A 26,639-nucleotide genomic window follows, 5' to 3' on the forward strand; every position below is an offset into this window, starting at 1 on the left:
TCATGCGCTCCTGTTCAATGGTTGCGGGGCGGGGGTAGGATTGAACCCAGGTTTGTCCATCGCCGCGAGCATGTCGCGGACTTGCGGGCAACCTGCGTTCGTATCGGGGCCGAACGTAACCTCGGTTTCCTCCCAAACGGCATCGAGCGCCGCGAGGTCGGTCGGGTCATCATCGGGCTGAGACAGCATGTCGGCCACGGCTTCGGCGTCGGCCTGCATGTCGGCGAGCTGGGAAAGAGCGGCGAACGCGGCAGCATACCCGCTGTCGCGCCGGACAAGCCGGGCCGCGAGAGCATCAAGGATATGCGCCGCGTCCGCCAGAGTTTCCTGCACTTCTGCGAAGGGACGCGTCGACAGGAATTCCAGCAACACCGGCAGGTGGTCCGGCAGTTCCGAGGTGGCGGGTTCGAACCCGCCCGCCCGATAGGTCTCGATCAGGCTGACCATGGCGCCGCCCCTGTCACGGCTTTCGCCGTGAACATGCTCGAAGAGATTGAGCGACAGCGTCCGCGACCGGTCGAAGAGCATCACATAGCTTTCCTGCAGGTCGTATAGGTCGGCCTTTGCGAAGCCGTCGGCCAACCTGCGCAGCGCAGCTCGTGTGTCGGCGGCGATGCGGGGATCGGCTGCGATGACGCCCCCGATTTCGGGCATGGCCTCCTGAAGCTCCCGCGAGGGATAGCTCAGGATCAGCGACAGGGCCTTGAGTGTGCGGTCCATCATCAGAAGGTCTCCTGCGGAAGGGCGAATTTCTTTTTCTTGCCGCCGAACAAAGTGGTCTTGCCGGCCTCACCGGTGGAACAGCCGTTGCCGTCGGTAAAGCCGCAGCCGCCCCGTATGTCGGCTCCATGTTCGTTCTGTTCGCGGTGCGCCGTGGGGATCGCGAAGCGGTCCTCGTAATCGGCGATGGCCATGATCTTGTACATGTCCTCGATCACCCGGCCCGACATGCCGACACGGGCAGCGATCGCCTCGTCCCGCACGCCCTCCACGCTGAGCGCCCGCATGTAGAGCCTCATCGCGGACATGCGTTCGAGGGCGTGAACGATGGGTTCCTCGTCACCCGCCGTCAGCATGTTGGCGAGGTACTTCACGGGGATCCGCAGCGACCGCACGTCGGGCATCTGGTCGCTCATCGCGATCTGTCCCGCCTGAGCGGCGTTCTGGATCGGGCTGAGCGGCGGGATGTACCACACCATCGGCAGCGTCCGGTATTCCGGGTGCAGCGGGAAGGCGACCTTCCAATCCATCGCCATCTTCCAGACCGGGCTGACCTTCGCCGCCTCGATCCAGTCCTCGGGCACGCCGTCGCGGCGCGCCGCGGCGATCACCTCGGGGTCGTTCGGGTCGAGGAACACGTCGAGCTGCGCGCCGTAGAGATCGGTCTCGCGCTCGGCGCTGGCCGCAGCTTCGATCTTGTCTGCGTCATAAAGGATCACGCCCAGATAGCGAATGCGCCCGACGCAGGTTTCCGAACAGACCGTCGGCTGGCCGGACTCGATGCGCGGATAGCAGAAGGTGCATTTCTCGGACTTGCCGGTATCCCAGTTGTAATAGACCTTCTTGTAGGGACAGCCCGAGATGCACATCCGCCAGCCGCGGCACTTCTCCTGGTCGATCAGGACGATGCCGTCCTCTTCGCGCTTGTAGATCGCGCCCGATGGGCAGGAGGCGGAACAGGTCGGGTTGAGGCAATGCTCGCACAGACGCGGCAGATACATCATGAAGGTGTTTTCATACTCTCCATAGATGTCCTTCTGGACCTGGTCGAAGTTGTAGTCCTGCGACCGCTTGGAGAATTCGCCGCCCAGGATTTCCTCCCAGTTCGGACCCTTCTCGATCTTCTCCATCCGCTCACCCGTGATCTTCGACCGGGGCCGCGCGGTGGGAAACGCGGTCATGTCGGGCGCGGACTTCAGGTGGTCGTAGTCGAAGTCGAACGGCTCGTAGTAGTCGTCGATCTCGGGCATCGAGGGGTTAGCGAAGATGTTCGCGAGGATCCGCCATTTGCTGCCCTGCTTGGGATGCAGTTTGCCCGAGGCCGAGCGTACCCAGCCGCCGTTCCAGCGTTTCTGGTTTTCCCAGTCGGTCGGATAGCCGGTGCCGGGCTTGGTCTCGACGTTGTTGAACCATGCGTATTCGACACCTTCGCGCGTCGTCCACACGTTCTTGCAGGTGACCGAGCAGGTGTGACACCCGATGCATTTGTCGAGGTTCAGGACCTTTCCGATTTGTGCACGAACTCTCATTCCGCTGCCTCCACGTTCTGGGTTGCGGACCGGCTTGCGGGTTTGTCGAGCCAGTCGATCTTCTTCATTTTCCGCACGATCACGAACTCGTCGCGATTGCTGCCCACGGTGCCGTAGTAGTTGAAGCCGTAGGACATCTGCGCGTAGCCGCCGATCATGTGCGTGGGTTTCAGCGTGGCACGGGTGACCGAGTTGTGGATGCCGCCGCGATTGCCGGTCTTCTCGGACCCAGGCGTATTCACGATCTTTTCCTGCGCATGATACATGAACAGCGTGCCCTGCTTGATGCGTTGGGACACCACAACCCGAGCCGTTAGCGCGCCGTTGATGTTGTAAGCTTCGACCCAGTCGTTATCGACAAGGCCCGCCTTTGCCGCGTCCACCTCGGACATCCAGACCACCGGTCCGCCCCTGTTCAGCGTCAGCATCAGCAGGTTGTCGGTATAAGTGGAGTGGATGCCCCATTTCTGGTGGGGCGTGATGAAGTTCAGCACCACGTGCGGGCTACCCTCGGCCGCGTCGTTGTTGACGGCGGCCGTGATGGTCTTGAGGTCCACCGGCGGGCGATAGCTGACAAAGCCTTCGCCAAAGGCACGCATCCATTCGTGATCTTGGTAGAGCTGCTGGCGGCCCGTCAGGGTGCGCCACGGGATCAGCTCGTGCACGTTGGTGTAGCCCGCGTTGTAGCAGACCTCCTCGCTTTCGATGCCCGACCATGTGGGGCTGGAGATGATCTTGCGCGGTTGCGCGGCGATGTCGCGGAAGCGGATCTTGGTGTGATGCGCGCCTTCCGCGAGGTGGGCGTGATGCCGGCCGGTGGGTTTCTCCAGTTCTTCCCAGGCCTTCACGGCCACCTCGCCGTTGGTTTCGGGGGCCAGCATCAGGATCATCTCGGCCGCGTCGATGGCGGTTTCGAGCTTCGCCTGGCCTTTCGAGACGCCCTCATCCTGGACCACGCCATTCAGATCGCGCAGGTGCTTGACCTCGGTCTTGGTGTCCCAGGTGATCCCCTTGCCACCGTTGCCAAGCTTTTCAAGGAGCGGACCGACCGAGGTGAACTTCTTGTAGAGGTTCGGATAGTCCCGCTCGACGGCGATGTAGTTCGGCGCTGTCTTACCGGGGATCAGGTCGCATTCGCCCTTCTTCCAGTCCTTCACATGCGCCTGCGCCAGTTCGGCGGCGGTATCGTGCAGGAGAGGAAGCTGGACGATGTCGGTCTCGACACCCAGCACCTCGGGCGCGACTTCGGAGAATTTCCGGGCGATGGACTTGAAGATCTCCCAGTCGGACTTGCTCTCGTAGGCCGGGTCCACCGCCGCCTGCAGCGGATGGATGAAGGGGTGCATGTCCGAGGTGTTGAGGTCGTCCTTCTCGTACCAGCTGGCCGTGGGCAGGACGATGTCGGAATAGACCGCCGTCGTAGACATGCGGAAGTCGATGCACACCAGCAGGTCGAGCTTGCCCTTCGGCGCGTCGTCGTGCCAGCGGGCCTCCTTCGGCATCACGCCGCCTTCCTCGCCCAGGTCCTTGCCCATCACCCCATGGTCGGTGCCCAGGAGGTGCTTGAGGAAGTACTCGTGTCCCTTGCCGGACGACCCCAGCAGGTTCGAGCGCCAGACGAACAGATTGCGCGGCCAGTTTTCCGGGGCGTCCGGATCCTGACACGACATTTCCAGATCACCGGCTTTCAGCTGTTCGGCGACGTAGTCCTTGATCTCCTTCCCGGCCTTCTTTGCGGCTTTCGAGACTTCCAGAGGATTGGTCTTGAGCTGCGGGGCGGAGGGCAGCCAGCCCATGCGCTCGGCCCGGATGTTATAGTCGATCAGGGAGATGTCCCAGTCGCCCTCGGGCGCCGTTGGCGACAGGATCTCGCCTGCGCGCAGCGTCTCGTAGCGCCACTGGTCCGTGTGGGCGTACCAGCAAGACGTCGAGTTCATGTGTCGAGGCGGGCGGTTCCAGTCGAGCGCGAAGGCCAGCGGCTGCCAGCCCGTCTGCGGGCGCAGCTTCTCCTGGCCGACATAGTGCGACCAGCCGCCGCCCTCCTGGCCGATGCAGCCGCACATCACCAGCATGTTGATGATGCCGCGGTAGTTCATGTCCATGTGGTACCAGTGGTTCAGACCAGCGCCGAGGATGACCATGGACTTGCCATGGGTCTTTTCGGCGTTGCCTGCGAATTCGCGGGCGACCGCGATGATCTTCTCCCTCTCAACGCCGGTGATCTTTTCGGCCCAGGCGGGGGTGTAGGGGCTGTCGTCGTTGAAATCCTTGGACACCCAGTCACCGCCAAGACCCCGGTCGAGACCGTAGTTGGCGCAGAAGAGGTCGAAAACGGTGGCAACCAGCGCCTCGGACCCGTCGGCAAGTTTCACACGGCGCGCTGGAATGTTCCGGGTCAACACTTCGGGGTGATCGCATTTCACGAAGTCGCCCGTGGCAGCACCGCCGAAATAAGGGAAGTCGACGCCTACGACCTCATCGTGATCACCATCCATGATCTGGCTGAGGCGCAGCTTGCTTTCAGCGCCCTTCGCTTTCTCTTCGAGGTTCCATCTTCCCTCTTCGCCCCAGCGGAACCCGATGGACCCGTTGGGCGCCACGATCTGACCCGACGCCTCGTCATAAGCGACGGTCTTCCAGTCGGGGTTGTTGGCCTCGCCAAGCTTGCCGTCGAAGTCGTCGGCGCGCAGCATCCGGCCAGGGACATGATGCCCGTCCTTTTCATCAAGCCGAACGAGCATCGGCATGTCCGTGTACTTGCGGGCATACTCCTCGAAATACTCGGCCTGCCGGTCGAGGTGGAATTCGCGCAGGATCACGTGACCCATCGCCATTGCCAGCGCCGCGTCGGTGCCCGCCTGCGGGTTCAGCCAGATGTCGCCGAACTTGGCGGCTTCCGAATAGTCCGGGCTGACCACGGCCGACTTGGTGCCGCGATAGCGGACCTCGGTGTAGAAATGCGCGTCCGGCGTGCGCGTCTGCGGCACGTTCGAGCCCCAGAGCATCAGGAAGCCCGCGTTGTACCAGTCGGCCGATTCCGGCACGTCGGTCTGTTCGCCCCAGGTCTGGGGGGAAGCTGGCGGCAAGTCGCAGTACCAGTCGTAGAACGACATGCAGGTGCCGCCGAGAAGCGACAGGTAGCGCGAGCCGGCGGCATAGCTCACCATCGACATCGCCGGGATGGGCGAGAAGCCGAACACCCGGTCGGGCCCGTAGGCTTTCGCGGTATAGGCGTTGGCAGCGGCGACGATCTCGGTCGCCTCGTCCCAGCTTGCTCGCACGAACCCGCCCTTGCCACGCGTCTTGGTGTAGCTGGCGCGCAGAATAGGATCGTTCTGGATCGCGGCCCAGGCGGCCACCGGCGTCATGGTCTCGCGCATCTTCCGCCAGGCACGCATCAGGCTGCCGCGGATGAGGGGGTTCTTCACCCGGTTCGCGGAATAGAGATACCAACTGTAGGAGGCACCCCGCGCACACCCGCGCGGTTCATGATTAGGCAGCCCCGCGCGGGTGCGCGGATAATCCGTCTGCTGCGTCTCCCAGGTCACGATGCCGGATTTGACGTAGATCTTCCACGAACACGACCCGGTGCAGTTCACCCCGTGGGTCGAACGGACGATCTTGTCGTGCCGCCAGCGGTTTCTGTAGGTGTCTTCCCAGCTGCGATCCTCACGGGTGGTCTGTCCCCAACCATCGGAGAATTGCTCCAGTTCCTTGCTCTGGAAGAAGTTCAGTTTGTCGAGCAGATGGCTCATTGGGCTGTCCTTTCGGGTGTCTGAGCCCGGGCGGCGAGTTCCGCCGCCCGGGAAATCAACTGGATCATTCAGCGGCCTGGGCTGCGGTGCCCTGCGGCGTGCGGCCATGTTCGATGTCGTGGAGAAGGCCGCCGGGGCGCGTGTAGACCACCCACGTGATGACGACGCAGATCACGTAGAAGATCAGGAAACCCCACAGCGCCCCAACGGCAGACCCGGTCATCGCGATTGATGTCCCGTAGGCCTTGGGGATGAAGAAGGCGCCGTAGGCCGCGATGGCCGAGGTGAAGGCCACGATGGCGCCCGACTCCATGGCGATCTGGCGCTTGCGCTCCTCGACCCCGAGGTGCGGCATCAGGCGCGGCACTTCGCGGCCCATGATCACCGGGATCATCTGGAAGGTCGACGCGTTGCCGACACCGGTCAGGAAGAACAGCGCCATAAAGCAGGCGAAGAAGCCGATGAAGGACCCCAGCCCGAGGAAGGAGATCACGCCGAAGGTGGCCGCGATCATCGCCGCGAAGGTCCAGAAGGTCACGCGCCCCCCGCCGAAGCGGTCACTGATCCAGCCAGTTCCGGCCCGGCTGAGCGCGCCTACCAGCGGCCCGAGGAACACGTAGTTGAGTGCGTTCACCTCCGGAAAGGCCAGTCGCGCCAGCAGGGGGAAGCCAGCCGAATAGCCGATGAAGCTGCCGAATGTGCCGGTATAGAGGATGCACATCAGCCAGTTGTGCTTGCGACTGAAGATCACCGCCTGATCGGCGAAGCTGGCGCGTGCATCGGCAATGTCGTTCATGCCGAGCCACGCCGCGACGGTGGCTGCGAGGATGAAGGGCACCCAGACAAAGCCTGCGTTCTGCATCCAGAGCTGGCCGCCGTCGGACATGGTTTGCGGTTGCCCGCCGAGCGCCCCGAACACGCCCGCCGTGATGACGATGGGCACGAGGAACTGCATGACGGACACGCCGAGATTCCCGAGGCCTGCGTTCAGCGCCAGCGCGTTGCCCTTTTCGGCCTTCGGGAAGAAGTAGCCGATATTGGCCATGGAAGAGGCGAAGTTGCCGCCGCCGAAGCCGCACAGCAGCGCCAGCACGAGGAAGATCAGGTACGGCGTGTCGGGGTTCTGGACTGCGTAGCCGATACCCATCGCAGGCAGCAGAAGCGAGGCGGTCGACAGCGTGGTCCATAGCCGCCCACCGAAGATCGGCACCATGAAGCTATAGAAGATCCGCAGCGTCGCGCCCGACAGGCCCGGCAGGGCCGCCAGCCAGAACAGCTGGCCCGGGGTGAAGTCGAATCCGATGGCGGGCAGACGGGCGACGACGACCGACCAGACCATCCAGACCGAGAAGGCCAGAAGCAGCGCCGGGATCGAGATCCAGAGGTTGCGACGCGCAACGGCCCGACCCTTGTCCGCCCAGAACGTGGCGTCTTCAGGATGCCAGTCCGCGAGGACGCGCGGCATGACCGTCTTCCCCGGCACGTGGATTTCCTGCATCTCCGGCAGGCTTGGCAGCTCGTCGAGCGCCGGGCCATGTGCCGCGCGCTCCATGGCCCGGATCGACAGATGCATCCAAGTCAGCGCGATGCCGACAAGACCGAAGAGCAGTGCGAAGCATGAGGTGTAGATGCCGGTGAGGTCCAGGAGTGCGCCGAAGGCTATGGGCAGGACGAAGCCGCCAAGGCCGCCGATCATGCCCACCAGACCGCCGACCGCGCCGACATGCTTGGGGTAGTAGACCGGGATGTGCTTGAAGACCGCCGCCTTGCCGAGGCTCATGAAGAAGCCGAGCGTGAACAGGACGGCGATGAAGGGCCAGAACCCCATCGAGGTCGAGAAGGCGATCGGCCCGTCCTTGCCCTGGATGACGTAATCCGTCGGCGGGTAGGACAGCATGAACAGAAGGACCAGCGCGAAACCGAAGGTCCAGTACATGACCTGGCGCGCGCCAAACTTGTCGCTCAGGTGACCACCATAGGCGCGAAACAGCGAGGCAGACAGGCTGAATGACGCCGCCGCCATGCCAGCGGTTTTCACGTCAACGCCGTAAACGTCGATCAGGTAGTGGGGCATCCAGAGCGCAAGTGCCACGAAGGCGCCGAACACGAAGAAGTAGTAGAGCGAGAAGCGCCAGACCTGCAGGTTCTTCAGCGGCGCGAATTGCTGCGCCAGCGACGGTGCCTTCGCCCCTGTCTTGCGCCGCTCGACCAGCTCGGGGTCGTCCTTTGCCAACAGGAAGAACAGTACGCCGATGATGGCGAGCCCCGCGGCCCAGGCATAGGCCACACCGTGCCAGCCATAGGCGACCATGACGAAGGGAGCGACGAACTTGGTGACCGCGGCGCCGACGTTGCCCGCACCGAAGATACCTAGCGCGGTCCCCTGGTGGCCAGCGTCATACCAGCGGCTGACATAGGCCACGCCGATGATGAACGATCCGCCAGCGAGGCCGATGCCGAGCGCCGCAATCAGGTACATGATGTAGCTGTCCGCCAGCGTCAGCGCCCATGTGGCCAGCGCCGTCAGAATCATCTGGCTCGAGAACACCAGCCGCCCGCCGTATTTCTCGGTCCAAACGCCGAGAAACAGGCGGATGACCGATCCGGTCAGGATCGGGGTGGCGACCAGCAGGCCGAACTGGGTGTCATTCAGGCCAAGCTCGGCCTTGATGGCGACACCGATGATGGAAAAGATCGTCCAGACCGCGAAACAGGCGGTAAAGGCGATCGTGCTCAGGCTCAGGGCGCGTGTCTGATCGGCGCGTGAGGCTGTGGCTACGGTCTGCATGGCGGGTCTCCGGCAAAATATGTCTTTCACCCCTGTGAGGGGATCAGTGCCAGACCTGACGCTGCTGAGCCGCCGGTGACTTGATCTAGATCACAAAACCCGGAAAAGGATAACGAAATAAATGGCTTACAGAAATTTGTCATCCGGTGCGCGGTCGCAGATCAAGGCTGCGGTCGCGAAGGTCAACCGACGGTTTGACATATATCAATTGATTTGGTGACAATTGTTAAGCGCGCAAAGTCGAAGGGGGACCGACATGCCCGATTCCGAATACCGGGATATTCGAAAACTCGATCTCTTTGCGCAGATGGCGGATGATAATTTCACATCCTTGATGCGTGGCGCCTATGTGCAGAATTTCCCTGCACAGATCGAATTGATCACTGAAGGAGAACCGAGCGATTTTCTTCACATCGTCATTTCGGGTTCTGTGGATCTGTTTTCGACCTGGAATGGCCGAGAGACCAGCATGGCGACTGTCCGCCCAATCTCGACCTTCATTCTTGCCGCGACCATCAAGGATGCGCCCTACCTGATGTCGGCCCGCACGTTGGAGAAAAGCCGGATCGCGCTGATCCCCAGTCAGGACGTGCGCGCGATCTTTGGTGCCGACAGCAACTTTGCCCGTGCGATCGTCACGGAACTGGCGCAGTGCTATCGCTCGGTCATCAAGGCGCAGAAGGACCTGAAACTCAGAACGTCGCTCGAGCGGCTCGCGAATTACCTGCTCAGGCAACAAAGGCACGCCGGCGGTGGGGCTGCGTTCGAGTTGGACTTCGAGAAGCGGCGCCTGGCCTCTGTGCTGGGCATGACCCCTGAAAATCTCAGCCGCGCCTTCAAGGGCCTGCAGCCCTATGGCGTTACCGTGACCGGCACCCGCATCTCCATCGACAATCAGGCGGACCTTGAGCGCTTTGCGAAACCAAATCCGCTGATTGATGACTTTTCAACCTGAGGGACTGACAAATGACCAAATCCATGCCCGGCGCCGCCGGAGATCTCGCCGAGGAACACCCTGATGTCTGGAAGGCCTATGCTGCCTTGGGCAAGGCAACGGCCGATTGCGGCCCCCTGACAGACCGCGAGAAGCGCCTCGTCAAGCTCGCCCTCGCGATTGGCGCGGGCTCCGAAGGCGCGGTCCATTCCCACACCCGGCGCGCCAGATCGGAGGGGATTGAGGCTGAGGCGATCATGCAGGTTGCGATGCTGGCCATCGGCCCGCTTGGCCTGCCCCGTGCCGTCGCCGCAAAGACCTGGATCGAAGACATCAAGGATTGACGTTCAGGGAAGCGGACTGACCCCAAAAAGAAATGGATGCGCACAGAGCAGCGCCCCGTACAGCGCAATGCCTGCCGCAACCCGCAGGAGAGTGCCTCCCGACTGGGACGCCGAGAGGAGCGGTGCGTCCGCCACGCAATCACGCCTCCGTTGCCACTCTGGCCCCATTTCGCGGCGCTTGCGCCGGTCGATCAGTCGGCCTCCCAGCAGCGCGAAGGCAGCGAAGGTGCCGAACAGGATCACATGTGCCAGATCTCCGTTTGGCACGACATGGGCCGCCGCCCAAAGCGCCAACGCCAGAAGCAGCGGATGACGCGACAAGCGAATGATGCCGGGCCGTGCAGGGTCGAACTGGTCGTTGCGTGCACCCCCGAACGAGAAAGGGTTGGGCCGGCCGATGGAGAGCGCAAGGATCAGGCAGACAGGCCCCATGACCGTCAGTGGGACATGGACCTGCCATGGCGCCCAGTCCCAAACGGCCAAATGCGGCGCGCGGCCTGCCGCACCGATCAACCAAGCCAGAACGACGAGCGACAGAGCGGAATAGGCCAATGTGAATCCGGACGACCCAAGCCGTGCCTCAAGCCAGGGCCGAACAGAGGGGCGCACCGGAAGGGAATGCGACGCGAAAAACACGGCATAGGCGGCGACGAACTCCAGCCATCCCATGAGCGCGCGCCTCAGGCCCGTCTGGCCGCGAGCAGGCGCAGCAAGAGCGTGCCGTAGACGATGGCAAAACCGCCGTAGGCCACGATCCACAACAGACCTGCCGCCGTGGTCAGCGTGCCGGAGACTTCGGGCCAGACGCCGCCAGCGACCCGCGCGAAGACGGACAGGATCAGGGCTAGGTAGATTATAACCGTCCCCGCGCCGGCGGTGAGGTCCTGCCCTGTATGACCCAGCGTGGCGCGTGTCATCACGGCAAGCGTCATCAGCCCGATTGCGCCAGCCATCCAGAAATGTTGCGCGCCTGCCATTCCGAACGACCCCGGAGCAAGAATTTCCACAGCCAATGCCAGAGCCCCCAGTGGGACGAAGGCGTAGCCGGCATGCAGCACCGTCACCAGCGGTTCAGCAAAGGTCCGGTGTCCGGCCCAGCGGGCCAATCGCAGGGCGTGCAATACGCCTGCCAGCGCAAGGGCCGGCCCGGTCAACGTCCCGAGAGGCAGGACGACCCACAACAGAAGCGCGATCAGGAGGACCAGCAACGCCACCTTGTCGAAGGACTGCATCGGCGCCACGGGCAGGACGGCGCTGCGCCGTTTCACCAGCCAGTTGCGGGTGAAGGAAGGCACTATGCGGCCGCCGATGACCGCGATCATCATCACGCCCGCGCCAAGGCCCAGCCGCAGGCCATAGCCTTGGGCCGCGTAGTCGCCCTTTGCCGCCTCCCAGTGGAAAAGTGCATTGCCGAGAATGAAGACCCCCAGCATCGCCAACACGATCAAGTTGCGCCAGTTCTTGCCCGCCACGATTTCCCGCGCGATCAGAAGCGCAAAGACAACCGGAAACGCCAGATCGACCATGGCGACTGGCAGCGCAGGAATGCTGCTCGAGACCGCAACCGCCACACGCCCTGCCAGCCAAAGGACCGCGAGCATCGCGAGGCGCCAGCCGACGATCGGCAAGCGCCCCGTCCAGTTCGGCACTGCGGTCAGCAGGAACCCGGCGACGACGGCGCCCAGATAACCGAACAGGAACTCATGCGCATGCCATGACACGGGGTCGAAAGCGGTGGGCAATGTCAGGTGCCCCGACAGTATGGGCACCCAAAGTGCCATCGCCAGCACCGCCCAGACCGCTGCGCCAAAAAAGAACGGGCGGAACCCGAAGGTCAGGATCGCGGGTCCGGTCCAGGCGCGCATCTGTTCGGTCGTGGTGGTCATCTGTGTGTCCTTCAGTCCGGCCTTGTTGCCGCGACGCCGTCCTCGGTCAGGATCAGGTCGAGCGGGATGTCATGGGGTTGCGGAAAGATCGTCGGCAGGCGGGCGGCGTTCAGCGCGATGCCGATGGTGATGGGGCGTGGCGTCAGCACCGCCAACGTCCGATCGAAGTAGCCCCCACCCCAACCCAACCGATAGCAGTCGTCGGTCCACCCGAGGCAGGGCGCGAGCGCGAAATCGGGCACCAGCACATTGGCCCCGGGCGGGGGAACGGGGATGTTCCAGTCGCCGCGCACCAGTTTGGTCTCCGGTGTCCAGCGGCGAAACACCAGTGGCGCGGCGCGGTTCTCGACCACTGGCAAGGCGACGGTGACGCCCGCGCGGTGCAGATCGGCGAAGGTCGGGCGCAGGTCGGGTTCCCCCTTGATCGGCCAGTAGCCGGACAGGACGCATCCGCGCCTCACGCCACGCGTCGCAAGCACCCTGCCCAGATACCCCGCGATCCTGTCCGAAACCTGCGCCCGCCCGGCCCGGCCCAGGCCCTCTCTCAGCCCGGTCAGCCGTGCTCGTTCCGCCCGGCGCCAGCGCGCCACATCGCGCGCCTGCCCGGGATCAACGCCAAGCGGGTCGAAATACGCGGGATCGACCTCGGCCGCCATGCAAGGCGGCGAGGCATATGTCCCGTCCTTGGTCATCTTGCCGACTCGAACCGGGGGAAAAGCACGTCGTTCTCCAACGCGATGTGCGAGGCCAGTTCGTCAATCAATGTCGCCGTGCCGCCATAAAGCGACCACCACGAGCCACAGGCATGCTCTGGAGGTGTGAGATCGCCTGTCAGCTTGCGGATCAGAGCGATGGTCTCGGCGTGATCGTCATGGTCGGCACACATGACCGCAATGAGTGTTTCGATACCCACTCCGCCGCCCGCGCGCATTGCCGGGAACAAGATAATCTCTTCCTTTGCCATATGATCTTCCATCTCGTGCGCAAGCGTGGCCAGGGCATGGGCAAGACCCTTCGGGGCGTCTGGATCATTGGCGCGAACCTGTTCGACGCGCTCGGCCAAGGGTACGAGCGAGGCCAGATCCGCCCGGTGCATCTCGTGATAGTTGGACAGGATGTGGTCGATCAGGGCGCCGGTTTCCTGCGGCACTGCGGCGGTGGCTTTGTCGACCATGACTCATCCCTTCTGTGGCGAACCGGCGGATGATAATGAATTGGCATTTGATTTACCGATTAAACCACAGTAATACGCATTGTAAATACCAATTCAGGACAGCGACCATGCGCCTCACGTCCTTCACAGACTACGGGCTTCGCGTGCTGATGCGCATGGCGGGCACGCCGGATCGGGCCTTCTCGGCCGCCGATCTAGCCGCCGAGTTCCGTATCTCGCGCAACCACCTGGCCAAGGTGATTTCGGCGCTTGCCGCGGCAGGTCTTCTGGAAACCCGGCGCGGCGGCGGGGGCGGCGCGATGCTGGCTCGCGCGCCCGAGGACATTCGGCTGGGCGATGTGGTGGCGGTGCTCGAGGCCGATCAGGCGCTGGTGGAATGCTTTGCCTCCGGCACGAACACCTGCACCTTATCGCCAAAATGTCGGCTAAAGGCCCGGCTGGCCCATGCGGAGGCGGCCTTTCTGGCCGATCTGAACCAAAGCACGCTCGCTGATTGCGCCTATCGGCCCGAGAGTGCCTGAGGTGCCAATGGCGCTCTCAGCCCCCAGACAGCGATGCGTAGCGCAATCGCGACAGCCACGCGCATCTCGAAGACATCGCCGACATCAGTAGACTGACGAAATCCGCAGGGCCGACATCGCAGCGTAGTTCGCCTGCCACGTGCAGATCCCGGATCGTTTTACACGGCGGTTCTGAACCGAGCCGCAGGGAGCACGACACAATACGCAATCCCCCGATTGAAACATGAACATCTACTGCACACGGCACTGTTTAAGACACTGAAACCGTTTCTTAATCGCCACCATCCATCAGCGGGACGGTCGCGAAGTGCAACCTTTAATGGCCACCTACTCAGGGTTTTCAGCCATTGGTGCATAGTGCAGCATTCGTTAATTTGGGCTCAATCCTGTCTTTCGCCGCGAGTGTTTCCAATGTCTGCTTCAGCGTGCGACCAACTTACCTCCCGGCTCTGAAACGTCCGTGATCTCCCCTTCGAGACGATCAAGCTCGCTCAGTGCTTCCTGAACCACCGACAGGTCGTCCGCGGTAAGCGTTTCGACATCAAGACCTGCCCGACCCTCGAAATCCATCTCGAACTGGCGATGGTCATCCGCGATCGCGGCTGCACGGTACCGACGGACGTCCGGAGCCTCTGCCGGGTCGGCGGGTGAGCTTCCACCACCCTCGCCAATCCCCATCCTGGCTTCGAAATCGCGTTCCGAGAGACCCGATCCCCGCGGGGCCATCGCCGTCGCCCGGACGCTCAGGGGGAGCTCGCCCATCGGACCGACGGGCACGTCCGGAATCGGCAGGTCGCCGTCCTGCGCCGCGTGAATACTCTTGAAGAACGGGTCTTCGAAGTACACAACGCGCTTGGCCCGGACCGGCATCTGCGCATCGACCACGACGACGATCTCGTCGAGCGGCAGCCGACGCGCCTCGTCCTCGGGCAGGAGCGACACCTCCTCGGTCCGCTCGGACTGGCTCCGCCCCTCGAAGGGGTTCTTGCCGATCGCGCGGGAGCGCGTGACGACGGTCTTCGTGGTCTTGCCGACCGCCTTGCTCAGTTCCTCGACGGTCTTCTCGTCCGAGGGCGTGAGATAGAGCTTGATGCCGGCGTTGCCCTGCAGCGCGCGGCGCGTGTTCTCGCCGTAGATCTCGTCGATGGCGGGAATGGTCTGGGTGACGATGGCGAGATGCCCGCGGTACTGCCGCAGGATTTCGATGCTCTCGGCGACGATCGGCATCTTGCCGAGGCGGTTGAATTCGTCGAGCAGGATCATCACCGGCCAAGGCTCATCCGGACCCGGTTCCTTCTCCTGGAGTGCGGACAGCAGGTCCGAGAAGAAGAGCCGGATCAGCGGCGCCAAGGGCTTCACCATGAGCGGCTGGACCACGAGGTAGACGCTGAAGGGCTGCTTCCGGATCGTCCGGAAGTCGAAATCCGAGACCGCCGTGGCGTCGTCGATCGCCGGGTTCTGCCACTGGTCGAGCCCGGACGTCATGAGAAGCGAGACATAGGAGGTGAGCGTGTCGTTGTTGGTTGATGCCAGCCGGGTGAAGATCAGCCGCGCGGCCGGGTTCCGGACCTCGAGGGCGCGCGCGAGATACTCCTTCTGCTTCTGCCCGCCCGAGGCAGCGATCCTGTAGATCTCTCCCAACGTTGGTCGGTGGCGCTGAAAGGCCAGAATTCCGGCCGCGACGAAGAGATCGATCCCGCCCTTCAGGAGTCCCTGCACCCGGTCGTTGTCGTTCTGCAGGAAGAGCGTCGCCAGGAGCAGGAGTTCCATCTGCTGGCGCGCCGGATCCTGGAGTTCGTAGATCCGGAGAAGCGGATTGTAGCGATGGGTCCGGCGTGTCTCCCAGTCCGTCGGCGCGAAGCGGAAGACCCTGTCTCCCGCCGCGGCGCGGTGGCAGGCCGAGGCCTCGTAGCACTCGCCCTTCACGTCGAGGACGACCGCCGAGCCCTGCCAGGTGAGCAGGTTCGGAATGACGAAGCCGGTCGTCTTGCCGCGCCCGGTGGGCGCCACGATCAGCGCGTGCGGGAAGGTCTTCGAGCAGAGGAACGGCGCGCGGGACGTGGGCTTCCCGAGCTTGCCGATCACGAAGCCCGTGCCGGGTTTGCCGAAGAAGCCGTTCCGCTTCATCTCCCGGTGGGTCTGCCAATGCGTGTAGCCGAAGCGGGTGAGCGCCGAGCCGGACATGGCGAGGGTCATCAGGAGACCCGCCACCCCGGCCCCGCCCATGATCAGGTTGACGAGCCGGAAGTCTTCGGGCCGCGCGGCCCGGATCGCGAGATAGTTCTCGGCGATGTAGAAGAAGTCGATCTCGGCCCGGAGCCCGAGATCCCGGAAGGTCAGGACGGCCGAGGCGATGACATAGCCGATCAGGGCGGCGACGAGTGTCACCAGCACGACGCCGACGGCAAGCCGACCTGTCCCGAGCCCCGTCATCAGTGGGTCTCCCCGCATTCGCTCTCGCCGTCGTGGAGATCGGCGCGGTGCCGCTCGTACTCCCGGTCGGCGATCTCCTCGACCACGGCCCGGGTCGCATCGCTGTTCGCAGTCGCCGCGTCGGATTGCAGGTAGACCTTCGCCGCGTAGAGCCGGTCCAGACGGTCCCCGATCCGGGGTTTCAGGATGTCGACGTCGCCACCCCTCAGCCGGTCGATCTGGTCCGCGTCGAGCTCGCTCTCCACCGCGTCGCGAAAGGCCAAACGCTCCTCCGCATCCAAAAACGGCTCGGACAAGTCGCCGGACCGTTCATGCGCGATGACCCGTCGCAGCTCCGCGTCGCGGACCGGCTGACCGGCAACTTCGGTCGCCCGTCGTTCCGCCAGGCGCGCGTCCTGCGCTGCATCGATCACGCTGTCTCCCAGTCTTTCGCGCATCTCGGTCTCGCGCCGAACCTGGTTGAGGACCACCGTGTCGCGCGCCTCGACAACAGCTGCATAGGTCGCGCCAAGACCGCGGGCGAGATGCGAAGGCATGTCCGGATAGCGCGCGCGGAAATCGTCCGTGACGGCTTCGGCGACAGGCGTCCTGACGTCGCGCTCCGCCATGATCCGATCGACCTCGCGCGCGATCTCGTCGACGCGATCCTCGTCGGTAATGTGTTCCCTGAAGGGTTCAGACCGGTCGATCACCTCGCCAGGCCGGGCGAGCAGGTGCGGGTGCGCGTCGATATACGCGCGCTGCTCGGTTTCGATCCGCAGCTCGGCCCGGGACGCAATCTGCCAGTCGCGGTCTTCGATCTGCTGGTCGGTCATGCCTTCCGCGCGCATCTCCCGCCGGATCGTCCCTTCCATCGCCTCGGCGGCCTCGCGATGGTAATGGAAACGCTCCGAGATGGTTTCCGCGTCCATGACGCCGTCCTCCCTCAGGACACTTGCTCTCTCCAGCGCGATGCCGAGCTGAACATGGGCGCGGTTGAGCGCATCGCGGGCGGTCTCCAGATCGGCGCGGCGTTCGAGGTTAAGACCGTCGGTCTCGGCCACGCGCGCCAGGTCGTCGGCGATCCACTGCCGCTCGAGCGCGGCGTTCTGCGCCCCGGTCTCCATCCGCGCGATGACGACCGACGCCCGGATCCCGGTGCCCCGGAGCGCCGTGTCGATCTGCGCCCGGACATCCGGCTCCCTGAGCCGCACCAGCTGATCCCGGTCGATGTTCGCCTCTGAATAGATCCCGCCCTCGGACGGCCGTTCGGTCAGCGTCACCGACCGGAGTCCCAAGGGCTGCATATGGGCGAGCCGCGCCTGGATCTCGTTGAGGCTCCTCTCGAAGCGCGGCCGCTCCACCTCCGGCTTGCCCTCGATCATCCCCTGGACGCGCGCGACCTGGTCGGCGTAGCGGGTCCGCAGGTCTTCGAACGTCTGGTCCTCGGCCATGTAGACACCTCCTTCAGTCCCAAGTCTGCCGCCCGTCGCGAGAAGCTGGCCCGCCCGGAAGAGCGCGTCGGCAATGTCCTCCCGGGCTTCGCGCGAGGCCTCCGTGGCGAGCGCGTGGTAGACGGTGCGTGTATTGGCGATCTCGGCGAGCGCGCGCTTGAGGTCGGCGCCGACCCGGGGCCGCGGCTCCGGCGCCCGGCCCTCGTCCTTCGCCGCGTAGACCTCGCGCGTCCGCGGCGGGTAGTGCAGGACGCCCCGGTCAATCCGCCGGGTGGCCTCGAGCCGGAAGCCGAACCTTTCGGCCTCCTCGACCATCGCGAGGCGAAAATCGTCGTAGTTGAACCGGTGATCGCGACCGAGGAAGAAGAACTCGCCCTCCTGCGACCGGCGGTTCAGAACGATGTGGGCGTGCGGATGTGCCCGGTCCTCGTGGACCGCGATGATGTAGTCGAAGTGTCCCTCGTCGGTCTGGAAGAACCGCTCCGCGACATTCGCCGTGATATCGCGGACGTCCTCGCCGCGTGTCCCGATCGGAAAGGACATGAGCATGTGGGTGGTCTGTCCGAGCTTCGGCTTGAACCCGGCGCTCCAGCGCTTGGCGAAGCGCTCCGCCAGGTCCTTGATCTCGGCAGGCTCGAGCCGCGTTTTCCCGTCAAGGAAACCGCTCGAGTCGACGATATGGGCCGACTTGGTGGTGAGGTAGCCGAGCTGGTTCGAAAGCTGGGATTTGGTATGGGTGCCCCCGCCCCGGATCGCCTTGAAGACCGCCGCGCGATGCCCGGCGGCGGCGCGGATGAGCTGCCTCTGCTTCGCGACATGGAGTCCCTGCATCGAGCCCCGGATCCGGCTCCAGCCGTCCCGGAAGACCTCGCCGGTCACGTCGTGGACGGCATCATTCAGCCGCATGGGCGAACTCCCTCAGGGCGGCCGTGGCCTCGAGCTGCATCGCGTCTCGTCGGCGCCGAACGAGCAGGTCGATCTCGTCGGCCGCGTCCAGGATGAACCGTGCAAGCCCGCGCATCTGCGCCAGCCGCAACTCGGAGAATTCCGGGCGAGCCCCCTGCCCCCTCCGGTTGGCCTGCGTCATCTGCTTGGCGATCTGGGCGACGCCGTTGCCGACCTCGTGGAGCGCGGCCCGGTAGCGCGCCATCTCGGCGGCCAGGTGAACGTCAGGGACGAAGGTTCCCCCGGCGGCCTGGATCAGCCGTCTCAGCCCGTCCGTGCGGGTCTCGATCCCGGCGGCGTCCAGCACCGCGTCGAGGGCGCCGATCTCCTCCTGGGTCAGCTTCACGGTCACCGCGGCGGTCGGGATCGCGGCGTCCCTCTGCCGTTCCTCATGGGCCTTCAGCACATACCGAACCGCCCGCGACGTGACCCCGAAGCGCAAGGCCAGATCTGACGTCGAGACGCCCTCTCCGGCCTTTCGCACGATCTCCATCTTCTCGGTCTCGGTTAGACGTTTCGCGCGGGACATGCGGAAGAAAGCCCCCCTATTTCCTGCCACCTTCAGACGCGGCCACCCTCACCTTACGAAGCTATAGCAACGTGTCAATGATATATTATCGTAGAGTGAGGTGAGGGTGGCCGCGTCTTCCGTGTTCTCCGAGCCCCGACGGGGCGAGGCCCTGGCCCAAGGAACCTCATGGTGGCTGCCCGACCAACCGCCAGGCCTGACGAATGCGAAAGGCCCGCACCGTGTCATAACGATGCGGGCCCACGAGGGAGGAAGACTTGTCGATGCCGTCAGTCTACGCCCGATCTCGAAACCGGGCAACGGTGCCGGTGCAAGAGACGGGCCGCCGGAACGGCCCGCCTCGGTGTCTCAGGCCGGTGTCCCGTCGTGATCGGTGACGACCATGGTGTCGGTCACGCTCACGAACAGAGGTGTGATGATCACCTCCCCGTCCGCATCCTTCGGTGGCGAGACCGCCACTATGGCCGATGCCGGCGCCCCGTTCACGAAGCAGGAGAAGAGCGCGAAGTTCTCGTATTCCCCGGAGGTCAGTGCCTCGAAGGCGCTGACGTGGTCGGGTGCGATTGCCGGGGTTTCGGTTTCACGGATAACAAATCGTCGACATGCGCGTTCGAGCCGAAGGCGAGAGACAGCGCATGTCGATGCAACTTTACCGAAACACCGAGGTGCTCATGCGACGATCCCTCCCGCCTGTCGGGCGCGCTCGGCGTAGGTGCCGAGCGTCGCGTCGGGGTCGAAGTGGAGATCGCGCTCAACCGGCAGTCCGAGCCGCCCGCGCACCGCGCGGATGTCGCTCAGCCGCACCGAGCCGATCTCGGGGCAACCGAGGCCGAGATCGCAGAGCCCGAAGGCGACGTCCGGATCGTTCGGATGGGTTTCGGTCAGCAGCCAGGTCGCCCCGGCATCCGGGGTGAAGAGCTTGACCACCGGCCGGTGGTCGATCGTGTCAAGGCCGGACAGCTGGCGATCGTGGTTCTCGCGGCCGTTGGCGGCGAGCCGCTCGAGGATGGTGTCTGTCAGGAGGTCCATTGGTCTGGTCCCTTGTCCGATTGTGAAGAAAGCCGGGGCGGCCGGAGCCGCCCCGGGATGCGGATCAGTCGCCGTTCCGGCGGCCGTTCGGCCGCGACCAGATGAGGCTGAAGGTCTCCTCGCCGCCCTCGATGACGGTGTCGTCGAAGAGGTTGGCGTAGATCGGCTGGGTGAAGCTCGGGTCGTCGAGCTTGAGGCTGAGGTAGTCGCGCCCCTCGGCCGAGCGCTTCGACCAGGCGGCGCCGATCTCGGCCCGGCCGACGAAGACCCGGTGCGAGGGGGCGTTGTCGTTCGGCGTGCTGTCCTCGCGGACGATCCGGACGTTCTTCGCCTGCACGCTGAGGGTGACGATCTCGCCGACGTATTCGCTGCCGGCTTTTTTGAAGGTTCCGATGGTGGCCATGTCGTTTCTCCTTTGGCTCATCCGAGCCCGCGCCCGTCGCGGCCTCGATGGCGATCGACTGGACCGGGACGAACCGCCGACGCAGCCGCTTGCGGCCCGGAACGAGAGTGGAGGACGGCGGGGACGGTCTTTCTTGGACCCGCAGGGTCGTTCGCGAGGAATGGGCGATCCGGGGTCCCCGCGCGACTTGTCGCGTGGGGTGGTCGACCAGGGGAAGAAAGTCCGGACCCGCCGTTGCGGCCGAGGCGGTCGAGGCGTCAGCCGGTCGCGGTCAGATCAGCCCCGGAGAGGCCCGTCAGGGATGCGTGGCCTGCGCCAGGGGAAGGGGAAACTGGCCTGCCCTTCGGATCGGAGAAAAGTCCGGCCGCGACTGTCGCGATGAGGGCGTTCATTTGCGGGTGGCGGATCGTCGCGGCGACCCGCGTGACGGCTGCCGCGCGGCGCCACGATGACGGCTTGGCCGCTCAGGTTGTGACGACGATCTTGCCGCCGGCAGTGTTGTCCTCCATGGCCCGGTGCGCCGCGACGATCTCGTCGATGGAGAACGACATGCCGATGGGCGGAGCGAAAACCCCCGCCTCGACGGCGTCGACGACCTGCTGGAGCGGGGTCGACAGGAAGTCGCCGGCGCCACCCGAGTACGTGGTGAGGTTCACGGCGGTCGGGATGGCGTCCATCGGGCTAAAGCGCTCGAACTCCCAGGCGTTGCCGACCATGCCGGTCATGCAGACCGACCCGCCTGGGGCGGCGCAGTGCAGGCTGTCGAGGAGCGTGGTGGTCCCGACCAGTTCCAGCACGCGGTCGACGCCCTTCGGATGGCGTTCGCGGACCGCCGGAGCGATCGCCCCCGTGTCGATCACGACCTCATCCGCGCCGTTCTTCAGCAGCATCTCGCGCCGGTCGTCCCGGCGCGAGGTCGCGATCACGTGCAGTCCGGTCTGTTTCGCCAGGATGGCAGCCGTCAGCCCGACCGATGTGGTTCCGCCGCGGATCAGGAGCGTCTCGCCGCTCGTAGCGCGCAGCGCGGTGTTCAGCGATCCCCAGGCGGTCTGCACCATCTCGGGCAGCGCGCCGAGAATCGACCACTCAAGCGTCGTGGAGACTTTCTGGACCTGTCCGGTGGGGACGAGGGTGTATTCGGCGTAGCCGCCGTCGAACTGACGGCCCATGCCGCCCATTGCGGTGGCGACGGTGTCGCCCTCCGCGAAGCCGCCGTTCGGTGCCGCGACCACTTCGCCGACGGCCTCGATCCCCAGGACGCGCGGAAACGGTACGTTCGGAGAATGCCCCTGTCGGGTGAACAGCTCCGACCGATTGAGGCCGAAAGCCCGCACCCGGATCAGCACCCAGCCCGGTTTCGGCTCCGGGATCGGCAGGGTCTCGAGCCTGAGGACGTCCGGTCCTCCGGCCTCGCGGATGACGACGGCTTTCATGGTGTTCATCTCGTGCCCTCCCTTGAAGCGTCACATGAGTGAGACTTCGGCAAACAGCCAGCCCATGTTCGCACCTGGCGCATTCCGCAAGTTGACCGGACGGATGACGCGCGCCCCATCCGTCCGCTCATTCGGCGAACCCGCGCCGCAACGCCGCCAATCGGATCCAGTCCCGGCCGCCGAACGCGATGAGGGCGATATAGATCGAGCCGCTCTGCACGTCAGGCCGAAACACGATCGTCAGCCGGTGACCGGCTCCGCCGTGCCGCACCAGCCAGCCTGAAAGCGCGCCGCGGAGACGGATACCGGACCGGGGGTTTTCCAGGATCGACGCGATCAGCGCATCCACCTCGTCGAGGCGTCGTTCCGCGGCCGCCACGTCGCCCTGGGTCACGTCGACAATATGGTCGACCATGCCGATCAGGTCCCGTTCGACGAACGGGTGTCGGACGATCCGCATCAGGATCTCGCGCTGACCGCCGCCAAATGCGCGCGGGCGCCGTCGGTCACGGTGCCGACCTCCCCGACCGGTTCCCACTGGTCGAGCGGCAGCGCGAGTCTTCGTTCCAGCTCCGCCTCCAGAAGCGACCGCTCGCGGTCGCGTTCGGCCTTGGCCTTTGCAAGCTCGCCGGAAACTGCCGCGCTGACATTCGGGTACTCCCCGGCCTCCACGAGTTCGCGCGCGAAGGCGTAGGCCGCTTCGGTAAAGCTGACGGACTGTTTCTGGACGGACATGCTGGCCTCTACTTGGTGCTCCATTAGAGTACCATTCGAAGTAGTGCCGGGCAACCCGAATGCGCGGCGGCCTCATTGACATACATACCGATTACTCTGTATGTGAGTCTCATTCCCAGACCGACCCTGAAAGACCCCGAGCGCGGAGATGCCAGAACCAGGCTGCTGGAAGCCGCCCGGGATGTGATCCGGGCGCGCGGGTTCGCGGCGACGTCCGTGGCGGAACTCTGCAAGACCGCCGGCGTCACTTCGGGCGCCTTCTTCCATAACTTCGAGAACAAGGAGGCGCTTGGTGTGGCAGCGGCCTCCTACTGGGCCGAGACCACATCAGCCTTCTTCGCGAACGCGCCCTATCACGATCACGACGACCCCTATGACCGGCTGCTCGGCTACATCGATTTCCGCCGCGAGATCATTCAGGGCGATCCCGCCGAGTTCACCTGCCTGGTCGGCACCATGACGCAGGAGGTCTTCGACGCTCACCCTGCGATCCGCGAGGCCTGCGCCGCCAGCATCTTCGGCCACGCGGCGACACTCGAGCCGGACATCGAAGCGGCGATGGCGGCGCGCGGCATCCGGGCCGCCTGGACGCCCGCGAGCCTCGCCGCCCACACCCAGGCAGTACTCCAGGGTGCGTTCATTCTCGCCAAGGCAACCGGGGACCGCGACATCGCGCGTGACAGCGTCGACCACCTCAGGCGCTACGTCGAGCTTCTCTTCTCTACCGCAACCCGCGACGGGACACTGCAGTGATCCCCTGCCCGCAATTCAGACCAACACTGCGTTTCACACGGGAGGACCAACCATGGAACCGACGATCTACCTCTTCTTCAAAGGCAACTGCTTCGAGGCGATGACCCATTACGCCGAGGTGCTGGGCGGCGAGATCTCGGGCGTGTTCCGGAACGCCGACGCGCCGGACGCGGAAAGCCGGATGCCCGGCGGCGATGAAATGGTCAGGAACATGATGATGACACTCGGGCACGCGACCGTCATGGCGTCGGACAATTCCGAGGACATGTACGACAAGCCGCAGGGCTTCCGCGTCTCGATCCCCGCCGCCTCGCGTGCGGAGTTCGACCGCGTCTACGAGGCGCTGGCGAAGGACGCAGTACGTGTCGAGATGGAACCGGCCGAAACGTTCTGGGCGGAACGCTTCGCCATGTTCACCGACCGGTTCGGCACGCCCTGGATGCTGAGCTTCGACGGCGGCAAGATGGGAGGCGCCCAGTCATGACCGAACTCGTCACCTGCCTCTGGTACGACCATGGCGAGGCCCGGAAGGCGGCGGAGTTCTACGCCGCCACCTTCCCCGACAGCCACGTGGGACGTGTCAATTCCGCGCCCGGCGATTTCCCCGGCGGCAAGGCCGGAACCGAGCTGACCGTCGAGTTCACCGTGCTGGGCCGCGCCTTTGTCGGCCTGAACGGAGGCCCGACCTTCAAACCGAACGAGGCGGTGAGCTTCATGGTCGTGACCGAAAGCCAGGAGGAAACCGACCGCTACTGGAACGCGCTCGTTGGCAATGGCGGCGCGGAAAGCGCCTGCGGCTGGTGCAAGGACCGGTGGGGGCACTCCTGGCAGATCACGCCAAGACTGCTTCTCGACCTGACGACCAGCACCGACCCGGAGAAGGCAGGCCGCGCCTTCGCGGCGATGATGACGATGCGGAAGATCGACATCGCGGCGCTCGAAGCGGCAGTTGCGTAGATGACCGGGTCGATCGAGGACTACCACGCCGGCCTCGCGGACAGCGAGCGCGAGGTCTGTGCGCTCTTGGCGGAGACCATTGCAGAGCACCTGCCCGAAGCGGAGGCGAGGGTCTGGCACGGGCATCCGGTGTGGTTCCTCGATGGGAATCCGACTGTCGGGTACAGCAAGCAGAAGCGTGGCATTCGGCTCATGTTCTGGAGCGGCGCGGGCTTCGATGAGCCCCGGCTGAACGTCCCCGGTCGGAAGTTCAAAGACGCCTCGATCTTCTACAAATCCGCCGACGAAGTCGATCTGTCCGAACTCGACCGCTGGCTGGAGAAGAGCCGGAAGATCGCCTGGGACTACAAGAACATCGTCAAACGCAAGGGCGTTCTGACACGTCTGAAGACTACCATGGGAGAACAACAATGAGCTACATCGACGGTTTCGTCATCGCGGTTCCGACCGCGAACAGGGAGAAATTCATCGAGCACGCGAAACTCGGAGACAGCGTGTTCATCGACCTCGGCGCGACACGCGTCGTCGAGTGCTGGGGCGACGACGTGCCCGACGGCAAGGTCACCGATTTCCGGGGCGCAGTGAAGGCAACGGCCGACGAAACGGTCGTCTTCTCCTGGATCGAGTGGCCCGACAAGGCAACGCGCGACGCGGGCATGAAGACCCTGACCGAATGGATGGAGACCCCCGAAAAGGGCGATTCGCGCATGGACCCCGAGAAGAACCCAATGCCGTTCGATGGCACGCGCCTGATCTACGGCGGGTTCCAGCCAATCGTCGAAGTCAGCTAGGGCGCATCTGAATCCAACAGGGCGCGCAAGTCGGGATGCACGCACGCAAAAGAGAGATAGGCAATGTCAGAAGAAGTCACGATCAATACCACTGTCATATCATCGCCCGAAAGGGCATGGCAGGCCTTTACATCGGCCGATGCGATCACGGAGTGGAACCATGCCTCGCCGGACTGGCACTGTCCCAGAGCCGAGGTCGATCTGCGCAAAGGCGGCAAGCACTTTGCGCGCATGGAGGCAAGAGACGGCTCGTTCGGATTTGATTTCACCGGCATCTACGACGAAGTCGATCCGCCCCACGCCCTTACTCTGCGTCTTGACGACGGGCGTCGCGCCCGCACGACGTTCGAAGCCGACGGCGACCGCACCCGGGTCCAAACGGTTTTCGATGCCGAGACGATGAATCCTGTCGAAATGCAGCGCGATGGATGGCAGGCCATCCTCGACAGCTATGCCGCCTATGTCGCGCGGACCTGACCCTTCGCTTTCGCGCGGAAATCATACATCGGGATTCCCATCGTCCGCGCCTTGTCGGCGAGATTGTCGGTGATGCCCGAGCCCGGGAAGACGACGAGACCGATCGGCACGATCTCGAGGAGCCGGTCGTTTCGCTTGAAGGGGGCGGCCTTGCCGTGCCGCGTCCAGTCGGGCTTGAAAACGATCTGGGTAACGGTGCGATTGTCGGCCCAGGTGGCGGCGATGCGTTCGGCTCCGCGCGGAGCTCCACCGTGGAGGAGGACCATGTCGGGGTGCTTCGCGCGGACCCGGTCGAGCGCTTCCCAGATGGCGCGGTGATCCTGGCAGTCGAGCCCGCCGGAGAAGGCGATCTTCGGACCCGCGGGCAGGAGCGGTTCGAGCTCGGCACGGCGTTTCGCGGCAATATGGTCACGGCTGTCGATCAGGGCCGCGGTCAGCGTCCGGCGATTGACGTGGCTGCCGGCGCGCGGGTGCCAGGTCTGCCCGAGATGGGTTTCGAAGAGCTCGGCGGCGAGATCGCGCATCGCCTCGTAGGCGCTCCGGCGTTCGAGGAAGGTGACACCTTCGGCGATCAGCGTCTCCAGCTCGACCGAGCGAACCTCGGAGCCGTCCTGTTCGCGCTGCGACCGGCGTTGCGCCTGCTCGTTTGCATCGAGGTCGCGATCGATCCGGGTCGCCATGCGGTGGAAGAGATTGGTCGTCGACCAGAGCAGGTCTTCGAGGTCGGGCTCGAGGCGGGTGTCGCACAGAGTCGCGACGAGGGCGTCGAAGATGTCGGCGACGGCGGTGCGCACCGTGTCGGCCTCGGGAAGCGGTCGCGAGTCGGGTTCGCCGGCGAAGGGGCGGTGCCCGTAGAGCTGCAGCTCGTCGAGCACGATGGCGGTGGTGGAGCGGGTCTGGGTCTCGGTCATGGTGGTCTCCGGTTCTCGGGACCGCGCGCCTCGCGCGGCCTTCCCGGGCGACGGGCAAGCGGGGGCCGGACGGGCCCGCATTCTCAGGGGTCCCCGTCGCGGGCGACGGGGTGGAACCGGAGCGGAGCGGAGGACGGCGCAGCCGTTGCGGGGCCGGCC

Annotated in this window: 27 protein-coding genes; 9 read left to right on the top strand and 18 right to left on the bottom strand. The window is 64.7% G+C overall.

Annotated elements, in window-relative coordinates; translation table 11 throughout:
* The 4 genes from narJ to R5H30_RS20075 all read right to left on the bottom strand — a co-directional run bounded on the left by narJ (window position 1) and on the right by R5H30_RS20075 (window position 8,792).
* Window positions 1-720 carry a nitrate reductase molybdenum cofactor assembly chaperone gene (gene narJ / locus R5H30_RS20060; RefSeq protein WP_318330487.1) on the bottom strand — a complete coding sequence of 240 codons (720 nt, stop codon included), beginning with the start codon at window positions 718-720 and terminating at the stop codon, window positions 1-3.
* Window positions 721-722: 2 nt separating this feature from the next.
* A complete protein-coding gene (gene narH / locus R5H30_RS20065) occupies window positions 723-2,249 on the bottom strand; it encodes a nitrate reductase subunit beta (protein WP_318330443.1) in 1,527 nt (508 codons plus the stop codon).
* Window positions 2,246-6,004 carry a nitrate reductase subunit alpha gene (locus tag R5H30_RS20070; protein ID WP_318330444.1) on the bottom strand — a complete coding sequence of 1,253 codons (3,759 nt, stop codon included), beginning with the start codon at window positions 6,002-6,004 and terminating at the stop codon, window positions 2,246-2,248. The genes narH and R5H30_RS20070 overlap by 4 nt, the downstream gene beginning before the upstream one ends.
* 64 nt (window positions 6,005-6,068) lie before the next feature.
* A complete protein-coding gene (locus R5H30_RS20075) occupies window positions 6,069-8,792 on the bottom strand; it encodes a nitrate/nitrite transporter (protein WP_318330445.1) in 2,724 nt (907 codons plus the stop codon).
* A 256-nt stretch (window positions 8,793-9,048) separates the two neighbouring features.
* On the opposite strand from R5H30_RS20075, the gene R5H30_RS20080 reads away from it, so the two are divergent.
* Window positions 9,049-9,747, top strand: coding sequence for a cyclic nucleotide-binding domain-containing protein (locus tag R5H30_RS20080; protein ID WP_318330447.1), 699 nt, complete (start codon window positions 9,049-9,051; stop codon window positions 9,745-9,747).
* Window positions 9,748-9,770: 23 nt separating this feature from the next.
* Window positions 9,771-10,070 carry a carboxymuconolactone decarboxylase family protein gene (locus R5H30_RS20085; protein ID WP_318330448.1) on the top strand — a complete coding sequence of 100 codons (300 nt, stop codon included), beginning with the start codon at window positions 9,771-9,773 and terminating at the stop codon, window positions 10,068-10,070.
* 3 nt (window positions 10,071-10,073) lie between these two features.
* Here the strand turns inward: R5H30_RS20085 and R5H30_RS20090 are convergent, their stop codons facing one another.
* The 4 genes from R5H30_RS20090 to R5H30_RS20105 are packed head-to-tail and all read right to left on the bottom strand — an operon-like array spanning window position 10,074 to window position 13,130.
* Window positions 10,074-10,739 carry an NnrU family protein gene (locus tag R5H30_RS20090; protein ID WP_318330449.1) on the bottom strand — a complete coding sequence of 222 codons (666 nt, stop codon included), beginning with the start codon at window positions 10,737-10,739 and terminating at the stop codon, window positions 10,074-10,076.
* An 11-nt stretch (window positions 10,740-10,750) separates the two neighbouring features.
* On the bottom strand, window positions 10,751-11,956 hold the full coding sequence (locus tag R5H30_RS20095; protein ID WP_318330450.1) for an NnrS family protein: 1,206 nt from the start codon (window positions 11,954-11,956) through the stop codon (window positions 10,751-10,753).
* Between the two features lie 11 nt (window positions 11,957-11,967).
* Window positions 11,968-12,648 (bottom strand): 5-formyltetrahydrofolate cyclo-ligase, encoded by a 681-nt coding sequence (locus R5H30_RS20100; protein ID WP_318330451.1) that lies wholly within the window; start codon window positions 12,646-12,648, stop codon window positions 11,968-11,970.
* A complete protein-coding gene (locus R5H30_RS20105) occupies window positions 12,645-13,130 on the bottom strand; it encodes a hemerythrin domain-containing protein (RefSeq protein WP_318330452.1) in 486 nt (161 codons plus the stop codon). The genes R5H30_RS20100 and R5H30_RS20105 overlap by 4 nt, the downstream gene beginning before the upstream one ends.
* A 107-nt stretch (window positions 13,131-13,237) precedes the next feature.
* Here R5H30_RS20105 and R5H30_RS20110 point away from each other — a divergent pair, with 107 nt between their 5' ends.
* Window positions 13,238-13,651, top strand: a complete 414-nt coding sequence (locus R5H30_RS20110; RefSeq protein ID WP_318330454.1) for an RrF2 family transcriptional regulator — start codon at window positions 13,238-13,240, stop codon at window positions 13,649-13,651.
* A gap of 420 nt (window positions 13,652-14,071) precedes the next feature.
* Here R5H30_RS20110 and R5H30_RS20115 read toward each other — a convergent pair whose 3' ends face one another.
* The 9 genes from R5H30_RS20115 to R5H30_RS20155 all read right to left on the bottom strand — a co-directional run bounded on the left by R5H30_RS20115 (window position 14,072) and on the right by R5H30_RS20155 (window position 22,591).
* Window positions 14,072-16,084, bottom strand: coding sequence for a type IV secretory system conjugative DNA transfer family protein (locus tag R5H30_RS20115; protein WP_318330455.1), 2,013 nt, complete (start codon window positions 16,082-16,084; stop codon window positions 14,072-14,074).
* Window positions 16,084-18,423 carry a relaxase/mobilization nuclease domain-containing protein gene (locus tag R5H30_RS20120; RefSeq protein ID WP_318330456.1) on the bottom strand — a complete coding sequence of 780 codons (2,340 nt, stop codon included), beginning with the start codon at window positions 18,421-18,423 and terminating at the stop codon, window positions 16,084-16,086. The genes R5H30_RS20115 and R5H30_RS20120 overlap by 1 nt, the downstream gene beginning before the upstream one ends.
* Window positions 18,410-18,991: a transposase gene (locus tag R5H30_RS20125; protein WP_318330457.1), complete on the bottom strand. Its 582-nt coding sequence runs from the start codon at window positions 18,989-18,991 to the stop codon at window positions 18,410-18,412. The genes R5H30_RS20120 and R5H30_RS20125 overlap by 14 nt, the downstream gene beginning before the upstream one ends.
* A 348-nt stretch (window positions 18,992-19,339) precedes the next feature.
* Window positions 19,340-19,477 (bottom strand): hypothetical protein, encoded by a 138-nt coding sequence (locus R5H30_RS20130; RefSeq protein WP_318330458.1) that lies wholly within the window; start codon window positions 19,475-19,477, stop codon window positions 19,340-19,342.
* 183 nt (window positions 19,478-19,660) lie between these two features.
* Entirely contained in the window at window positions 19,661-20,020 is a 360-nt protein-coding gene (locus R5H30_RS20135) for a DUF2958 domain-containing protein (RefSeq protein WP_318330460.1), read from the bottom strand.
* Window positions 20,021-20,084: 64 nt separating this feature from the next.
* On the bottom strand, window positions 20,085-20,423 hold the full coding sequence (locus R5H30_RS20140; RefSeq protein WP_318330461.1) for a DUF736 domain-containing protein: 339 nt from the start codon (window positions 20,421-20,423) through the stop codon (window positions 20,085-20,087).
* Window positions 20,424-20,887: 464 nt separating this feature from the next.
* Entirely contained in the window at window positions 20,888-21,865 is a 978-nt protein-coding gene (locus R5H30_RS20145) for a zinc-binding alcohol dehydrogenase family protein (protein ID WP_318330463.1), read from the bottom strand.
* Between the two features lie 118 nt (window positions 21,866-21,983).
* A complete protein-coding gene (locus R5H30_RS20150; RefSeq protein ID WP_318330464.1) occupies window positions 21,984-22,316 on the bottom strand; it encodes a type II toxin-antitoxin system RelE/ParE family toxin in 333 nt (110 codons plus the stop codon).
* The gene (locus tag R5H30_RS20155) at window positions 22,316-22,591 is read right to left on the bottom strand and encodes a hypothetical protein (RefSeq protein WP_318330465.1); all 276 of its coding nucleotides are present in this window, start codon (window positions 22,589-22,591) and stop codon (window positions 22,316-22,318) included. The genes R5H30_RS20150 and R5H30_RS20155 overlap by 1 nt, the downstream gene beginning before the upstream one ends.
* A gap of 102 nt (window positions 22,592-22,693) precedes the next feature.
* Here R5H30_RS20155 and R5H30_RS20160 point away from each other — a divergent pair, with 102 nt between their 5' ends.
* From R5H30_RS20160 to R5H30_RS20185, 6 genes are all read left to right on the top strand, one after another.
* Window positions 22,694-23,344 (top strand): TetR/AcrR family transcriptional regulator, encoded by a 651-nt coding sequence (locus tag R5H30_RS20160; protein ID WP_318330466.1) that lies wholly within the window; start codon window positions 22,694-22,696, stop codon window positions 23,342-23,344.
* A 52-nt stretch (window positions 23,345-23,396) separates the two neighbouring features.
* Window positions 23,397-23,828 carry a VOC family protein gene (locus tag R5H30_RS20165; protein ID WP_318330467.1) on the top strand — a complete coding sequence of 144 codons (432 nt, stop codon included), beginning with the start codon at window positions 23,397-23,399 and terminating at the stop codon, window positions 23,826-23,828.
* A complete protein-coding gene (locus R5H30_RS20170; RefSeq protein WP_318330468.1) occupies window positions 23,825-24,301 on the top strand; it encodes a VOC family protein in 477 nt (158 codons plus the stop codon). The genes R5H30_RS20165 and R5H30_RS20170 overlap by 4 nt, the downstream gene beginning before the upstream one ends.
* On the top strand, window positions 24,302-24,715 hold the full coding sequence (locus R5H30_RS20175) for a DUF1801 domain-containing protein (protein WP_318330469.1): 414 nt from the start codon (window positions 24,302-24,304) through the stop codon (window positions 24,713-24,715).
* Entirely contained in the window at window positions 24,712-25,092 is a 381-nt protein-coding gene (locus R5H30_RS20180; protein WP_318330470.1) for a DUF1428 domain-containing protein, read from the top strand. Before R5H30_RS20175 ends, R5H30_RS20180 begins: the two co-directional genes overlap by 4 nt.
* Window positions 25,093-25,155: 63 nt before the next feature.
* Entirely contained in the window at window positions 25,156-25,569 is a 414-nt protein-coding gene (locus tag R5H30_RS20185; RefSeq protein WP_318330471.1) for an SRPBCC domain-containing protein, read from the top strand.
* Here R5H30_RS20185 and R5H30_RS20190 read toward each other — a convergent pair.
* Window positions 25,551-26,480, bottom strand: coding sequence for a DUF2493 domain-containing protein (locus R5H30_RS20190; protein WP_318330472.1), 930 nt, complete (start codon window positions 26,478-26,480; stop codon window positions 25,551-25,553). The genes R5H30_RS20185 and R5H30_RS20190 overlap by 19 nt on opposite strands.
* Between the last annotated feature and the right edge of the window lie 159 nt (window positions 26,481-26,639).

This window comes from Roseobacter sp. FCG-D35 (assembly GCF_033436665.1).
In the GTDB taxonomy this organism is placed as follows: Bacteria; Pseudomonadota; Alphaproteobacteria; order Rhodobacterales; family Rhodobacteraceae; genus JAWQFO01.

Coding starts and splice junctions, on each gene's coding strand:
- R5H30_RS20125 (WP_318330457.1), bottom strand. CDS start 18,991: ATGTCCCGCGCGAAACGTCTAACCGAGACCGAGAAGATGGAGATCGTG.
- R5H30_RS20075 (WP_318330445.1), bottom strand. CDS start 8,792: ATGCAGACCGTAGCCACAGCCTCACGCGCCGATCAGACACGCGCCCTG.
- R5H30_RS20170 (WP_318330468.1), top strand. CDS start 23,825: ATGACCGAACTCGTCACCTGCCTCTGGTACGACCATGGCGAGGCCCGG.
- R5H30_RS20115 (WP_318330455.1), bottom strand. CDS start 16,084: ATGACGGGGCTCGGGACAGGTCGGCTTGCCGTCGGCGTCGTGCTGGTG.
- R5H30_RS20180 (WP_318330470.1), top strand. CDS start 24,712: ATGAGCTACATCGACGGTTTCGTCATCGCGGTTCCGACCGCGAACAGG.
- R5H30_RS20070 (WP_318330444.1), bottom strand. CDS start 6,004: ATGAGCCATCTGCTCGACAAACTGAACTTCTTCCAGAGCAAGGAACTG.
- R5H30_RS20110 (WP_318330454.1), top strand. CDS start 13,238: ATGCGCCTCACGTCCTTCACAGACTACGGGCTTCGCGTGCTGATGCGC.
- R5H30_RS20175 (WP_318330469.1), top strand. CDS start 24,302: ATGACCGGGTCGATCGAGGACTACCACGCCGGCCTCGCGGACAGCGAG.
- R5H30_RS20145 (WP_318330463.1), bottom strand. CDS start 21,865: ATGAACACCATGAAAGCCGTCGTCATCCGCGAGGCCGGAGGACCGGAC.
- R5H30_RS20190 (WP_318330472.1), bottom strand. CDS start 26,480: ATGACCGAGACCCAGACCCGCTCCACCACCGCCATCGTGCTCGACGAG.
- R5H30_RS20185 (WP_318330471.1), top strand. CDS start 25,156: ATGTCAGAAGAAGTCACGATCAATACCACTGTCATATCATCGCCCGAA.
- R5H30_RS20120 (WP_318330456.1), bottom strand. CDS start 18,423: ATGCGGCTGAATGATGCCGTCCACGACGTGACCGGCGAGGTCTTCCGG.
- R5H30_RS20100 (WP_318330451.1), bottom strand. CDS start 12,648: ATGACCAAGGACGGGACATATGCCTCGCCGCCTTGCATGGCGGCCGAG.
- narH (WP_318330443.1), bottom strand. CDS start 2,249: ATGAGAGTTCGTGCACAAATCGGAAAGGTCCTGAACCTCGACAAATGC.
- R5H30_RS20155 (WP_318330465.1), bottom strand. CDS start 22,591: ATGTCCGTCCAGAAACAGTCCGTCAGCTTTACCGAAGCGGCCTACGCC.
- R5H30_RS20140 (WP_318330461.1), bottom strand. CDS start 20,423: ATGGCCACCATCGGAACCTTCAAAAAAGCCGGCAGCGAATACGTCGGC.
- R5H30_RS20080 (WP_318330447.1), top strand. CDS start 9,049: ATGCCCGATTCCGAATACCGGGATATTCGAAAACTCGATCTCTTTGCG.
- R5H30_RS20135 (WP_318330460.1), bottom strand. CDS start 20,020: ATGGACCTCCTGACAGACACCATCCTCGAGCGGCTCGCCGCCAACGGC.
- R5H30_RS20095 (WP_318330450.1), bottom strand. CDS start 11,956: ATGACCACCACGACCGAACAGATGCGCGCCTGGACCGGACCCGCGATC.
- R5H30_RS20165 (WP_318330467.1), top strand. CDS start 23,397: ATGGAACCGACGATCTACCTCTTCTTCAAAGGCAACTGCTTCGAGGCG.
- R5H30_RS20105 (WP_318330452.1), bottom strand. CDS start 13,130: ATGGTCGACAAAGCCACCGCCGCAGTGCCGCAGGAAACCGGCGCCCTG.
- R5H30_RS20150 (WP_318330464.1), bottom strand. CDS start 22,316: ATGCGGATCGTCCGACACCCGTTCGTCGAACGGGACCTGATCGGCATG.
- R5H30_RS20085 (WP_318330448.1), top strand. CDS start 9,771: ATGCCCGGCGCCGCCGGAGATCTCGCCGAGGAACACCCTGATGTCTGG.
- narJ (WP_318330487.1), bottom strand. CDS start 720: ATGGACCGCACACTCAAGGCCCTGTCGCTGATCCTGAGCTATCCCTCG.
- R5H30_RS20090 (WP_318330449.1), bottom strand. CDS start 10,739: ATGGGATGGCTGGAGTTCGTCGCCGCCTATGCCGTGTTTTTCGCGTCG.